This is a genomic window from Pararobbsia alpina (assembly GCF_965118125.1).
In the GTDB taxonomy this organism is placed as follows: domain Bacteria; phylum Pseudomonadota; class Gammaproteobacteria; order Burkholderiales; family Burkholderiaceae; genus Pararobbsia; species Pararobbsia alpina_A.
Genome location: NZ_OZ221287.1, coordinates 3,965,241 through 3,978,344 on the forward strand (window position 1 = coordinate 3,965,241; position 13,104 = coordinate 3,978,344).

Below are 13,104 nucleotides of genomic sequence, written 5' to 3' on the forward strand. Positions count from 1 at the left end.
GAAGATCGAACGTTGGAGGGAGGGCACAGCGCAGGCGCTGCCACAACGCCGCGACAGCGCCATGCCGCCCGCGACGTATTAATAATTGACAACACAAAGACCGGTGCCAGTATAGGCCCAATCCGATACCGGTGTCTCGCGTCGTGCGGCGAATCGCGCCCTGACCCACGCGTTTGATACCATGGCGTGCGCCGCAGCTGGCGCCCGTGTCATCGTTCCCTTCGGATCACGAGTACGATTGACGAACTACATGGAACAAGACAACTACATCGCCTGCGAAGTCTGCGACACGTTGCACCACAAACATCATCTGACCGGACTCGCGTCGGCGCGCTGCTCGCGCTGCGGCACGACGCTGTACCGGCACGTCGGTCTGCGCTCAGCCGACCGCGAGCTCGCGATCGCGTTCGCGGCGCTGATCACCTTCCTGATCGCCAATGCGTTTCCGATCGTCGAGCTCGAAGCCAATGGCATCACGACGCGCACGACATTGATCGGCGCCGTGCTGAACCTGATCGACGGCGACCGCACGCTGATCGCGTTCATGGTCGCCACCGTCACCATCGCGTTCCCGTTTGTGGAAATGATGGCGCTGATCTATTTGCTGATGCCATTGCGGCTCGGCCGCAAGCCGCCGGGATTCGACCTCATATTGCGCACCATTCAGGCCGTTCGGCCTTGGGGCATGATCGAAGTGTTCATGCTTGGCGTACTGATCACGGTCGTGAAAATGACAAGCCTCGCCCGGGTCATCCCCGAAATCGCGATGTTCGCGTTCGGCGCGCTGACCTTCCTGATCGCGGCGCTTGTGAGCTTCGATCCGCGCGACCTATGGGATCTGGCGGACGACACCATTGTGCGCATTACCGCGTTGCGCCTGCACGCGGCGCGCGGTGGGGTATCGCACGAGCCCACCATGGCGACTGCCACCGCAGGCGTGCCTGTCCCGGCGCAAGCGCCACAGGGGTCCGCAGCAACGCGCGATGCGTCGCACCCCCCCCGACGACCGCAATCCACCCCGGAGGCCGACATGACGACGTCCTCAACGCCCGGCGATTCGTCGACTCCCCGCCCCGGCATCGGCCCGGATTCGCAGCCGGCGGCAACGGCTGACGCAACGACAGCGCGCGAGCCGGGTTCGAAAACGTCGCAGCCCGCACCCGCTGCGCCGCACACCTATCTGACCGCGGCGCGGTGCGGCCTGGTCTCGTGCCATTCGTGCGGCTTGCTCAACCGGCACGTGCCCGGCGCCGAAAAGGAAGTGTGCCGCCGCTGCGGCGCGACGCTGCATTCGCGCAAGCCCGACAGTCTGTCGAGGACGTGGGCGCTGCTGATTTCCGCGGCGATCATGTATCTGCCGGCGAACCTGCTACCGGTCATGCACACGTCATCGATCTTCGGCGCTGAAGACGACACGATCATGAGCGGCATTGTCTATTTCTGGACCTCCGGTTCGTGGCCATTGGCGATCATCGTGTTTATCGCAAGCTTCATGGTGCCGATGCTCAAGCTGATTGTTCTCGCGATTCTTGCGGGCACTGCGCAGGCCGGCTCGCGGTGGCGGCCCATTCAGCGCACCCGTCTTTACCGGCTCGTCGAATTCATCGGTCGATGGTCGATGCTCGACGTCTTCGTGGTGACGCTGACCGTTGCTCTCGTGCATTTCCAGTCTCTCGCGACCATCTACGCGGGCCCGGGCGCCGTGGCGTTCGGCCTGGTCGTCGTGCTCACCATGTTCGCTTCACATCAGTTCGACCCACGCCTCATCTGGGACACCATCGAAAACTCAGGACAACACCATGACTAATGGCGAACGGCCCGAACCGCCTGAATCAGACGATCCGCTGCCGTTGCCCGGCGACATTCCGGATCCCGTCGTCCAACGCCGCCGTCGCTGGCTGCCCTCGCTCGTCTGGCTGATCCCGCTGCTCGCGGCGGTCATCGGGATCACGCTGGCGATCAAGACGGTCGCGGACCGCGGACCGACGATCACGATCAGTTTCCTGACGGCTGAAGGGATCGACGCAGGCAAGACACAGGTCAAGTACAAGAACGTCAATATCGGCGAGGTCAAACGCATCACGCTCGCGCCCGATCGCTCGCATGTACTGATCGAAGTCGAACTCACGAAACAGGCCGAGAATTTCGCCGTGGCCGACACGCGCTTCTGGGTCGTGCGCCCGCGTGTCGCTGCGAGTGGCGTGTCGGGCCTGTCGACGCTGCTGTCAGGCTCCTACATCGGTGTCGACGCCGGTCGCTCGCACGATGAACGTCGCGAATTCGTCGGCCTCGAACAACCGCCTGCTGTGACCGGTGACCAGAAAGGCCGGCAGTTCGTGCTGCGAGGCGATTCGCTGGGTTCGCTCGATATCGGATCGCCCGTGTTCTATCGACGCGTGACGGTCGGTCAGGTCGTCGGCTATGACCTGAACCGTGACGGCAGCGGCGTGACTGTGCGTGTGTTCGTCAACGCGCCATACGACCAGTACGTGCGCAGCAATACCCGGTTCTGGCAGGCAAGCGGGATCGACGTGCGTCTCGATGCGAACGGTATCAAGCTCGATACCCAATCGCTCGCTGCCATCCTCGCAGGGGGCGTCGCATTCCAGAGTCCGCAAGGGCAGCCGCCCGGCAATCCTACCGGCGAGAACACGTCGTACCGGCTCGCCATCGACGAGCCCGATGCGATGCGCGATCCCGACGGGATCCCGACGCGCGTGATCATGCGCTTCAACCAGTCGCTGCGCGGCCTCACGCCGGGCGCGCCGGTCGACTTCCGCGGCATCACGCTGGGTCGTGTCGTGTCGATCGGGGTCGAATACGACCGGGCAACGAAGACGATCCAGATGCCGGTCGCCGTCGATATCTATCCGATGCGCCTCGGCACACGCTTCAATGCGAACGCGCAACCCGGATCGGAGGCGGGCCGCGAACGGCTTGCGGCGATGGTCAAGCACGGCCTGCGCGCGCAATTGCGTAGCGGCAATCTGCTTACCGGCCAGCTCTATATCGCGCTCGACTTCTTCCCGCGCGTACCGCCGGCGCAGATCGACTACACGAAGGACCCGGTCGAATTGCCGACGACGCCGAGCACGCTCGACGAGCTCCAGCAACAGGTGGCCGATATCGCGGCGAAGCTCAACAAGATTCCGTTCGATCAGATTGGCAACAACCTCAACGACACGCTCAAGAATGCGAACGTGTTGTTCGGTCAGCTGAACAACGAGATCGCACCGGAAGCGAAGGCCACGCTCGATGAAGCGCAGAAGACGTTCCGCTCGGCGAATCAGGTGCTGCAGTCCGACTCGCCGCTGCAATCCGACGTGACCCGCGCGATTCAGGAATTGAACCGCACGATGCAATCGCTGAACCAGCTCGCCGACTATCTGGAACGGCACCCTGAATCGCTGCTGCGTGGCAAGCCCCAGGATCCCTCCGAGGACACCAAACCATGATGCCGGATCGAACAATAAAAGCCCTCGGCGCGCACCTGAGCGGCGCGTCGCGCACGACACGTCGGCTGCCGCGGCTTGCCGCTCGCGCTGTGACGCCACTCATCACACCGATTCTTGCGGCATCGATCGCCGCCGCGACCCTGCTGGCCGGCTGTGCCGACACGCCGCCTGATCACTTCTATACGCTGCGCGGCAAGGATGCGACGACGGCTTACAAGCCATCTGTCGCCGAGGCTGCACCGTTCTATATCGAAGTGACCGATGCCGTCGTGCCCGATGAAGTTGCGCGGGCGCAGATGGTGACCGATCTTGGCAACGGCCGCGTCGCGGTCGTCGAGCACCAACGCTGGATCGCGCCCTTGCAGACCGAGATCTCTGGATCGATCTCGGAGTATCTGTCGCGCTCGTTGCATACGATCGACGTGTACCGGTCGACGTATCCGTCCAAGCTGCCGGTGTATCGCGTCGGCCTGACCGTGCGCCGCTTTATCTCCGTACCAGGCACGAGCACGTCGATCGATCTGGTCTGGACGGTGCGCCGCACGGATCTGCAGAACCAGTCGGATCTGCCGGTGATGACCTGCCGCTCGGTGGTCAACGAGCAGATCGGCGGGGGCTACGAAGCGATTGCCCAGGGCCATCGTCGCGAGCTCGAACAGATCGCGGCCGATATCGGCGGCGTGATCACCCAGCTCAGCGAGATGCCCAATACGCTGACGCCGCCTGCCAAGCCGGCCACAGCGGGAAGCAAATCGAAGCCGATCGCTGCAGCACCGACGCCCATGATGCCGTCATGCCCGTGAGGCCCGACGTCCTCGCAGCGTCGACGTAATAAAAAGGCCGCGCTTGTCAGCGCGGCCTTTCTTCATCTTCACGGATAGCTACGACTGCGGTCGCCCGCAGCCGGTCGCCTTTAAATGCGTCCGGCGAGTTCCGTCGCCTTGCCGATATACGAACCCGGCGTCATCTCGAGCAGGCGCTGCTTCGCGTCATCGGGGATCGCGAGGCCTTGAATGAAGGTTTGCAGCGCTTCGCGGGTAATGCCCTTGCCTCGCGTGAGTTCCTTGAGCTGCTCATACGGATTCTCGATGCCATAGCGGCGCATGACGGTCTGTACCGGTTCCGCCAACACTTCCCAGCAGTTGTCGAGATCTTCGGCAAGACGCGCCGGATTCACTTCGAGCTTGTCGAGCCCACGCAGGCACGCGTCGTACGCGAGCAGCGAATAGCCGAACGCGACGCCGATATTGCGCAGCACCGTCGAGTCGGTCAGGTCGCGCTGCCAGCGCGAGACCGGCAGCTTGTCGGCCAGATGACGCAGCAATGCGTTCGCAAGGCCCAGATTCCCTTCCGAGTTTTCGAAGTCGATCGGGTTGACCTTGTGCGGCATCGTCGACGAACCGATTTCGCCGGCCTTCAGGCGTTGCTTGAAATAACCGAGCGAAATGTATCCCCAGACATCACGATTCAGGTCGAGCAGCACCGTGTTGGCACGCGACACCGCGTCGAACAGTTCGGCCATGTAATCGTGCGGTTCAATCTGGATCGTATAGGGGTTGAACGTCAGGCCGAGGCGCTGTTCTACGACGCCGCGCGAGAACGATTCCCAGTCGAGTTCCGGGTACGCGCTCAGGTGAGCGTTGTAGTTGCCGACGGCTCCGTTCATCTTGCCGAGCAGCTGAACGCCCGCAACGCGGTCGATGGCGCGCGAGAGGCGCGCCGCCACGTTGGCCAGCTCCTTACCGAGCGTCGTCGGGCTCGCCGGCTGACCGTGCGTGCGTGAGAGCATCGGCAGCGACGCATTGTCGTGCGCCAGCGCAACCAGCTTCTGCTGGAGCTTGCGCAGCGCGGGCAACATGACGTGCTCGCGCGCGCCCTTGAGCATCAGGCCATGCGAGGTGTTGTTGATGTCTTCCGACGTGCACGCAAAGTGAATGAATTCGCTCGCGCGCTCGAGTTCCGCCTGTCCCTTGACCGACTCCTTGAGCCAGTATTCGACGGCCTTGACGTCATGGTTCGTCACGCGCTCGATGTCTTTGATGCGCGCGGCGTCGGCAGTGGAGAAGCGCTCGACGAGACCGAGCAGATGCTTTTCCGCTTCGGTCGAGAAACGCGGCACTTCAGGCAGGCCCGCTTGCGACAGCGCGATCAGCCAGTTGATCTCGACCTCGACGCGATGGCGCATGAATGCGGCTTCGGAGAGCCAGTCGCGCAGGGCTTCGGTCTTCGACGCATAGCGGCCATCGAGCGGCGACAGCGCGGTCAAGGCGCTCAGGGATTCGGGACGGAGTTCGGACATGATCGGCTTTTGCAAGAAGGCCATCCGGCACACCGCGACGCACATTGCTGGTGCAAAGGCCTCGCGACACGCGGGCAGCAGTCGGTACATCGGAAAGGAACCCGGGATTTTACCATCGGTGCCGATATCGGCCGGGCGAGCCGCCAGTCGACAAGCACAACCCGCAGACCTTGCGTCTACCGCATGTTGTAATCCTTCGACACCTTCCGGGCGTTAAAGGCGGGCCGCTATACTCCTACCGGTCAATTTCAAGGGCAAAGATGAAACTCATCGGTTCGCTGACCAGCCCATTCGTCCGCAAGGTACGCGTGGTCATGGCTGAAAAGAAGATCGACTACCAGCTCGAGCTTGAAAACGTCTGGGCCGCCGATACACGCATCGACGAATACAACCCGCTCGGCAAGGTGCCGTGCCTCGTCATGGAAGACGGTGAGGCGGTATTCGACTCGCGTGTGATCTGCGAGTACGTCGACACAATGACTCCCGTTGGCAAGCTGATTCCCCCGGGCGGGCGCGAGCGTGCCGAGGTGCGGTGCTGGGAAGCGCTGGGCGATGGCGTCAACGACGCCGGCGTTCTGATCCGCGTGGAAAGCACGATGCGCGCGGCATCGGAGCGCAGCCCTTCCTGGGTCGCCCGTCAGACGCAAAAGATCGAGCACGGTCTTGCCGCGATGTCCAAGGGGCTCGGCAACAATGCATGGTGCGTGTCGAACCATCTGACGCTCGCCGATATCTCCGTGGGCTGCGCGCTCGGTTACGTCTCGTTCCGGCTGCCGGATGTCGCGTGGCAAGAGACGTATCCCAACCTGGCCAAGCTTTACGACAAGCTGATGCAACGGCCATCGTTCGCGGACACGGTCCCGCACGACTGACCGGCCGCACGTGCCCCTCACGGCACGGCACGGCAGTTCGACCATGACGTCGATGGCAGGTCCGGCGTCTTTCATCGACGCGACATGATCCGCGAATAAAAACGGCGCCCTCACGGCGCCGCTTTTCCTTCTGGTCTGTCTTGCCCCGCCACACGCGTCGCGGTGCTGCTCGAACCGCGCTGTGACTCGAACATGCTGTCAGGCTACCGATTCCGCGATCGCCGCCGATTGCGCCGCCACGTCGGCGCCCGCGTGCTCGATGATTCCGCCACCGAGACACACGTCGCCGTCGTATAGCACGGCCGATTGGCCGGGCGTCACCGCCCACTGCGCGTCGTCGAAGCCGAGCGTGAAGCCGCCTGTCGCGTTTGCACTGAGCACCGTGCAGGGCGCGTCGGATTGACGATAGCGCGTCTTGGCTGCGATCTTGATGCCTTCGGCCGGCGGCTCGCCTGCGACCCAGCTCGCATCGATGGCCGTTAGCGACGGTGCGGCCAGCCACGGATGATCGTGCCCCTGGACGACATACAAAGTGTTCGTCGCCATCTCCTTGCGCGCGACAAACCACGGCTCGCCACTGCCCTCGCGGCTGCCGCCCAGACCAATCCCCTTGCGCTGTCCGAGGGTATAGAACGCGAGACCGATATGCTCGCCGACGACCGTGCCGTCAGCCGTCTTCATCGGCCCGGGCTGCGTCGGAAGATAGCGGTTGAGGAATTCGCGGAACGGGCGCTCGCCGATAAAGCAAATCCCCGTCGAATCCTTCTTCTTTGCGTTCGGCAGACCGATTTCCGCGGCAATCCGGCGCACTTCCGTCTTCGGAATCTCGCCAAGCGGGAACATCGCGCGATCAAGCTGATGCTGGGACAGACGATGGAGGAAGTAGCTCTGGTCCTTGGTCAGGTCCTTGGCTTTCAGCAGCTCGACCCGGCCATCGGCGGCCCGGCGCACGCGTGCGTAGTGTCCGGTTGCGATCGTGTCGGCGCCGAGCGCCATCGCATGGTCGAGAAACGCCTTGAACTTGATTTCGGCGTTGCACAGCACATCGGGGTTCGGCGTGCGTCCCGCGGAATATTCGCGCAGGAATTCCGCGAACACGCGGTCCTTGTATTCGGCCGCAAAGTTGACCGCTTCGACATCGATGCCGATCAGATCGGCCACCGAGACGACGTCGATCCAGTCCTCGCGCGTCGAGCAGTATTCGCTGTCGTCGTCGTCTTCCCAGTTCTTCATGAACAGGCCGACGACGTCGTAACCCTGTTCCTTGAGCAGCCAGGCCGTCACCGACGAGTCGACCCCGCCCGACATGCCCACCACCACCTTTTGCTTCGCCATGATTCGTACCGTTGTTCGTGCTGCGTCCCGAGCCCCCTTTCTCCGCGCAATGCAGAGATTGCGATTGCCTCATGACAAACCGCTTTGGGGAAATTTCCTCAGGATTCAATGACTTCGCATTCTACCGGGAAGGTGGCAAGCGCGCTTGAATGCCCCGTCGTCAGCTCAATGAGCCAGTTGCTCCCGCAGGCCCGTCGACCTGGCCCCCGCCCCGCCAGGACGGGGACACAGCGAGCGGCTTACGAAGCGCCACGCGCGATGCGACAACGCCTAGCGCGTTCCATGCGCTGGCGCTGTTCGGTTTTACCCGCCCTACGCCGAGACAGGCACTGACACTTTTTCCGTCCGATGTCGGTTAAAGTCGTGTCCACGTCAGATACAGTCGTACCAGCCTCGTCTCACTCGTCTTTCGGACAGCGTCTGCCACGCTATCCGGTCTGCAAAGAACAAGGGGGTAACGGAATGCGTATTGGCATACCCGCCGAAGTGCGGGAAGGAGAAACGCGTGTCGCGGCGACGCCGGAAACGGTCAAACGCCTCGCAAGCGCGTCGCATCAGGTTCTCGTTCAGGCCGGCGCCGGTGCGCATGCCTTCTTCACGGACGAAGCCTTCAGGGCCGCAGGCGCCGAGATCGTCGACGCCGCCGGTGCCCTGGGTGCGGAGATCGTACTCAAGGTCCGCGCCCCGATCGACCCTGAACTCCCGTTCATGAAACCCGGCAGCGTGCTGGTCGGCATGCTCGACCCGTTCGATACCGAGCAGGCTGCGCGCCTCGCCGCCGCGGGCCTGACCTCATTCGCGCTCGAATCCGCGCCGCGCACGACACGGGCACAAAGCCTCGACGTCCTGTCCTCACAGGCCAATATTGCCGGCTACCGGGCGGTGCTGATGGCCGCCGCGCTGTATCAGCGCTTCATGCCGATGCTGATGACCGCGGCGGGCACCGTCAAGGCGGCCCGGGTCGTCGTGCTCGGCGCAGGCGTCGCGGGCCTGCAGGCCATCGCGACGGCCAAGCGCCTTGGCGCGGTGATCGAGGCGTCGGACGTACGCCCGGCCGTCAAGGAACAAATCGAGTCGCTCGGCGCGAAGTTCATCGACGTGCCCTACGAAACCGACGAAGAACGCGAAGCCGCGGAAGGCGTCGGCGGCTATGCGCGCCCGATGCCGCCCGCCTGGCTCAAGCGGCAGTCGGCCGCGGTTCACGAACGGCTCAAGCAAGCCGATATCGTGATCTCGACGGCGCTGATTCCGGGGCGTGCCGCGCCAACGCTGATCGACGAGGAGACCGTCAAGGCCATGAAGCCGGGCTCGGTCATCGTCGATCTGGCTGCAGGCCGCGGCATCGAGCAGCCTCACGGGCGAGGCGGCAACTGTCCGCTGACCGAAGCGGGCAAGACAGTCGTGCGACATGGCGTGCAACTCATCGGCCACACGAACCTGCCTGCCACGGTCGCTGCCGATGCGTCGTCGCTCTATGCCCGCAACCTGATCGACTTCCTCAAGCTGATCATCGACAAGGAAGCGAAGCTTCATATCGACCTCGACGACGACATCGTCGCCGCGACGCTGCTGACGCGCGATGGCGAACTCGCGCGCAAGGCCTGACGGGGAGACTCCATGGAACTGGTCAATCATCTGATCGTGTTCGTGCTGGCCGTCTATGTCGGCTATCACGTGGTTTGGACCGTGACACCTGCTCTGCATACGCCATTGATGGCGGTGACCAATGCGATCTCGGCCATCGTGATCGTCGGTGCAATGCTCGCGGCTGCGCTCACCGTGAGCCCTGCCGGCAAAGTCTTCGGCACGATCGCGGTCCTGCTCGCGGCAATCAATGTGTTCGGCGGCTTCCTGGTCACGCGCCGCATGCTCGAAATGTTCCGCAAGAAGACACCTAAGAAGGACGCAACGGGCACGGAGGGCGGCAAATGAGCTACGAAGTCGTCACCCTTCTCTATCTCGTCGCCTCGGTCTGCTTTATCCAGGCGCTCAAGGGTCTTTCGCACCCGACCACCGCGCGGCGCGGCAACGTGTTCGGCATGAGCGGCATGGCGATCGCCGTGCTGACGACGCTCGCACTGATCTATAACCGTGCGGCTGAAATGCAGCTACCGCTCGGCACCGGGCTTGGCTTGCTGTTCGGCGCATTGGTGATCGGCGGTGCGATTGGCGCTTTTGTCGCCAATCGGGTCGAGATGACAAAGATGCCCGAGCTCGTTGCCGCGATGCACTCACTGATCGGTCTGGCTGCAGTGTGCATCGCCTATGCGGTGGTCTCCGAGCCATCGGCATTCGGCCTGGCGCCGCAAGGCGATCCGACGCTGCCCTATGGCAATCGTGTCGAACTCTTTATCGGCACCTTCGTCGGCGCGATCACGTTCTCGGGTTCGGTCATCGCATTCGGCAAGCTCTCGGGCAAGTACAAGTTCCGGCTGTTCCAGGGCGCGCCCGTCGTCTATCCGGGCCAGCACCTGATCAACTTGCTGCTTGCGATCGCGATGATCGGCTTCGGCGTGATCTTCTTCCTGTCGCAATCGTGGCTGCCGTTCATCATCATGACGCTGATCGCGTTTGCGCTCGGTGTGCTGATCATCATCCCGATCGGCGGCGCCGATATGCCGGTCGTCGTGTCAATGCTCAATTCGTATTCGGGGTGGGCGGCAGCGGGTATCGGTTTTTCGTTGAACAACTCGATGCTGATCGTCGCGGGGTCGCTGGTCGGCTCGTCCGGTGCGATCCTCTCGTACATCATGTGCAAGGCGATGAACCGGTCGTTCTTCAACGTGATCCTTGGCGGCTTTGGCGGCGAAGCTTCGGCGGCGACCGGTGGAAGTACCGAGCAGCGTCCGGTGAAATCGGGTTCGGCCGATGATGCGGCGTTCATGCTCGGCAATGCCGAATCCGTCGTGATCGTGCCGGGCTACGGCCTGGCCGTCGCACGTGCGCAGCACGCGCTCAAAGAGCTCACCGACAAGCTCGTCGAGAAAGGCGTCGAGGTGAAGTACGCGATTCACCCCGTCGCCGGTCGCATGCCGGGGCACATGAACGTGCTGCTCGCGGAAGCCGAGGTGCCGTACGACCAGGTCTTCGAAATGGAAGACATCAATGCGGAGTTCGGTCAGACCGATGTCGTGCTCGTGCTCGGTGCGAACGATGTCGTGAATCCTGCGGCCAAAGATCCGAAGTCGCCCATTGCAGGGATGCCGATTCTCGAGGCGTACAAGGCCTCGACCGTCATCGTGAACAAGCGCTCGATGGCCTCAGGGTATGCGGGCCTCGACAATGAATTGTTCTATATGGACAAGACGATGATGGTGTTCGGCGACGCGAAGAAGGTCGTCGAGGATATGGTGAAAGCGGTCGAGTAACGCCGGTCGGAAGGTAGATCGATTTGGCGGAACTGCAGTTGCTGAAACGCTGGATCGACGTACGACGCCGTCGCGTCACAGACTGATTTGTCGACGAAACGACGAAGGGGCCGAGCGAATGCTCGGCCCCTTTGTTTTGCTGTGCATCGATTTACTTGCGATCAATCGAATAACGTCCCGGACCCGTTACTGCGAGCAGAAGGAACGCACCGGCGATGCTGATGTTCTTGTAGAAGTTGATCATGGCAGCGTATTGCTCCATGCCCGTCATGGCCCAATACCGATGGCCGATCAGCGCGGTCGCTACCGTGTAGACGGCAAGCAGCAACGCGAGGGGCCGGGTGAAGAAACCGACCAGTATCAACAGACCACCACCGAGTTCCGCAGCCACTGCAATCGCCGCCGAGATCGTCGGCAACGGTGCGCCGACGTGCGTCATATAGTCGATCGTGCCTGCAAATCCCGTGAGCTTTTGCCAACCGAACAGTACGAACAAGACGACCAACAGAATACGAGCGAACAGAACGATTTCGTCCTTTTGTCCATCGAGAGAAAAGTTCTTCATGATGTCGTGACCTCAAACTGGATAGGTGGGTTGAAGAGGTAGTCACCGCTGGAATCGATGCGCTGCCTGATGGACGTCACTGTATTCGCGCCAAGGTTGGCGATAAACATCTAGAATTGGGAATTATTGTTCCATACATTATCCCAATTCATGGACCGCAGCCTTGAAATGCAAGTGTTCGTCGAAGTCGTCGACATCGGCACGTTTATCGGTGCGGCCGACTCGCTCAGGATGTCGAAAGCCACCGTGTCGCGCCATGTCGACACCCTCGAGCAGAGACTGGGCGTGCGGCTCCTGCATCGAACCACACGGCGCTTGTCGCTGACACAGGAAGGCAGGACATTCCATCAGCGCGCGAAGGAAATCCTCGCGGCGATGGACGAGGCGGAAGCGGAAATCAGTCAGAGGACAGGACAACCCGGCGGCATCGTGCGCGTCAATATGCCGATGAGTTTCGGCATCCTGCATCTGGCACCGCTATGGGGTCCGTTCATGGCGCAGTACCCGCAGATTGAACTCGATCTCGTGCTCAATGACCGGATGGTCGATCTCGTCGACGAAGGCTACGACGTTGCGATTCGCATCTCAGCGCTCGCCGATTCGTCGCTCGTGAGCCGCAAGCTCGCGAGCACGCAAATGCTTGTCTGCGCATCGCCCGCATATATCGAGCGTCACGGCGCACCGTCGCATCCTCGTGACTTGGCGAACCACGCAGTGGTCGCCTATTCGAACCTCGCCGCTCGTGATGAATGGGAATTCGCAGGACCCGACGGAACCGCATCCGTCAGAACACGTGCGCGGGTCTATTCGAGTAACGGCGACACGTGCCGAGCCATCGCGTTGGCAAATGAAGGCGTGATCTACCTGCCAAGCTTTATCGTCGGCGAAGACATCCGGGCCGGACGCCTCGTCCATCTGATTCCCGAATTCACGGCCATCGAACTCGGTATCTACGCTGTGTATCCAACGCGAAAACAGTTACCGCAAAAGGTACGCTGCCTTGTCGACTTCCTCGTCGAAGCGTTCAAGAATCCGCGTTGGTAGTGGCGAGAAAACAAAAAAAGCCCGCATGGCTGCGGGCTCTTTTGTTCCAACACTTTCGTATGTTCAGGGGCAGTTTCCCGCGAGTCCTGGTGGCTAGCAACGGAACGCTACACCTCTCGAACTATGGCAGCAATCGGCTCGGACGACGTAATCAACGCCACCCTAT

At 62.2% G+C, this 13,104-nt stretch carries 11 protein-coding genes; 8 read left to right on the forward strand and 3 right to left on the reverse strand.

Annotation, left to right across the window (positions count from 1 at the left end; translation table 11 throughout):
* Positions 1–238: 238 nt before the first annotated feature.
* The 3 genes from ACMFWR_RS17070 to ACMFWR_RS17080 are packed head-to-tail and all read left to right on the forward strand — an operon-like array spanning position 239 to position 4,258.
* Positions 239–1,807, forward strand: a complete 1,569-nt coding sequence (locus ACMFWR_RS17070; protein ID WP_413192776.1) for a paraquat-inducible protein A — start codon at positions 239–241, stop codon at positions 1,805–1,807.
* Positions 1,800–3,455 (forward strand): intermembrane transport protein PqiB, encoded by a 1,656-nt coding sequence (locus ACMFWR_RS17075; RefSeq protein ID WP_413192777.1) that lies wholly within the window; start codon positions 1,800–1,802, stop codon positions 3,453–3,455. Before ACMFWR_RS17070 ends, ACMFWR_RS17075 begins: the two co-directional genes overlap by 8 nt.
* Entirely contained in the window at positions 3,452–4,258 is an 807-nt protein-coding gene (locus tag ACMFWR_RS17080; protein WP_413192778.1) for a membrane integrity-associated transporter subunit PqiC, read from the forward strand. Before ACMFWR_RS17075 ends, ACMFWR_RS17080 begins: the two co-directional genes overlap by 4 nt.
* A 110-nt stretch (positions 4,259–4,368) precedes the next feature.
* On the opposite strand, the gene purB is transcribed toward ACMFWR_RS17080, so the two are convergent.
* Positions 4,369–5,754, reverse strand: a complete 1,386-nt coding sequence (gene purB, locus ACMFWR_RS17085) for an adenylosuccinate lyase (RefSeq protein ID WP_413192779.1) — start codon at positions 5,752–5,754, stop codon at positions 4,369–4,371.
* Between the two features lie 260 nt (positions 5,755–6,014).
* On the opposite strand from purB, the gene ACMFWR_RS17090 reads away from it, so the two are divergent.
* The gene (locus ACMFWR_RS17090; RefSeq protein ID WP_413192780.1) at positions 6,015–6,626 is read left to right on the forward strand and encodes a glutathione S-transferase N-terminal domain-containing protein; all 612 of its coding nucleotides are present in this window, start codon (positions 6,015–6,017) and stop codon (positions 6,624–6,626) included.
* A 198-nt stretch (positions 6,627–6,824) separates the two neighbouring features.
* On the opposite strand, the gene mnmA is transcribed toward ACMFWR_RS17090, so the two are convergent.
* Complete coding sequence (mnmA, locus tag ACMFWR_RS17095; protein ID WP_413192781.1) at positions 6,825–7,961, reverse strand: tRNA 2-thiouridine(34) synthase MnmA; 1,137 nt, start codon at positions 7,959–7,961, stop codon at positions 6,825–6,827.
* Positions 7,962–8,423: 462 nt separating this feature from the next.
* On the opposite strand from mnmA, the gene ACMFWR_RS17100 reads away from it, so the two are divergent.
* The 3 genes from ACMFWR_RS17100 to ACMFWR_RS17110 are packed head-to-tail and all read left to right on the forward strand — an operon-like array spanning position 8,424 to position 11,329.
* Positions 8,424–9,566, forward strand: a complete 1,143-nt coding sequence (locus ACMFWR_RS17100) for a Re/Si-specific NAD(P)(+) transhydrogenase subunit alpha (RefSeq protein ID WP_413192782.1) — start codon at positions 8,424–8,426, stop codon at positions 9,564–9,566.
* A gap of 12 nt (positions 9,567–9,578) precedes the next feature.
* On the forward strand, positions 9,579–9,893 hold the full coding sequence (locus ACMFWR_RS17105) for a proton-translocating transhydrogenase family protein (protein WP_413192783.1): 315 nt from the start codon (positions 9,579–9,581) through the stop codon (positions 9,891–9,893).
* Entirely contained in the window at positions 9,890–11,329 is a 1,440-nt protein-coding gene (locus ACMFWR_RS17110; RefSeq protein ID WP_413192784.1) for an NAD(P)(+) transhydrogenase (Re/Si-specific) subunit beta, read from the forward strand. The genes ACMFWR_RS17105 and ACMFWR_RS17110 overlap by 4 nt, the downstream gene beginning before the upstream one ends.
* Positions 11,330–11,480: 151 nt before the next feature.
* Here the strand turns inward: ACMFWR_RS17110 and ACMFWR_RS17115 are convergent, their stop codons facing one another.
* A complete protein-coding gene (locus ACMFWR_RS17115; protein ID WP_413192785.1) occupies positions 11,481–11,894 on the reverse strand; it encodes a DoxX family protein in 414 nt (137 codons plus the stop codon).
* 168 nt (positions 11,895–12,062) lie between these two features.
* On the opposite strand from ACMFWR_RS17115, the gene ACMFWR_RS17120 reads away from it, so the two are divergent.
* The gene (locus ACMFWR_RS17120; RefSeq protein ID WP_413192786.1) at positions 12,063–12,938 is read left to right on the forward strand and encodes a LysR family transcriptional regulator; all 876 of its coding nucleotides are present in this window, start codon (positions 12,063–12,065) and stop codon (positions 12,936–12,938) included.
* Positions 12,939–13,104 lie beyond the last annotated feature (166 nt).

What these genes read in the sequence shown, in the direction of transcription:
- ACMFWR_RS17075 (WP_413192777.1), top strand. Translation starts at nt 1,800, where the DNA reads ATGACTAATGGCGAACGGCCCGAACCGCCTGAATCAGACGATCCGCTG.
- ACMFWR_RS17080 (WP_413192778.1), top strand. Translation starts at nt 3,452, where the DNA reads ATGATGCCGGATCGAACAATAAAAGCCCTCGGCGCGCACCTGAGCGGC.
- purB (WP_413192779.1), bottom strand. Translation starts at nt 5,754, where the DNA reads ATGTCCGAACTCCGTCCCGAATCCCTGAGCGCCTTGACCGCGCTGTCG.
- ACMFWR_RS17090 (WP_413192780.1), top strand. Translation starts at nt 6,015, where the DNA reads ATGAAACTCATCGGTTCGCTGACCAGCCCATTCGTCCGCAAGGTACGC.
- mnmA (WP_413192781.1), bottom strand. Translation starts at nt 7,961, where the DNA reads ATGGCGAAGCAAAAGGTGGTGGTGGGCATGTCGGGCGGGGTCGACTCG.
- ACMFWR_RS17100 (WP_413192782.1), top strand. Translation starts at nt 8,424, where the DNA reads ATGCGTATTGGCATACCCGCCGAAGTGCGGGAAGGAGAAACGCGTGTC.
- ACMFWR_RS17105 (WP_413192783.1), top strand. Translation starts at nt 9,579, where the DNA reads ATGGAACTGGTCAATCATCTGATCGTGTTCGTGCTGGCCGTCTATGTC.
- ACMFWR_RS17110 (WP_413192784.1), top strand. Translation starts at nt 9,890, where the DNA reads ATGAGCTACGAAGTCGTCACCCTTCTCTATCTCGTCGCCTCGGTCTGC.
- ACMFWR_RS17115 (WP_413192785.1), bottom strand. Translation starts at nt 11,894, where the DNA reads ATGAAGAACTTTTCTCTCGATGGACAAAAGGACGAAATCGTTCTGTTC.
- ACMFWR_RS17120 (WP_413192786.1), top strand. Translation starts at nt 12,063, where the DNA reads ATGCAAGTGTTCGTCGAAGTCGTCGACATCGGCACGTTTATCGGTGCG.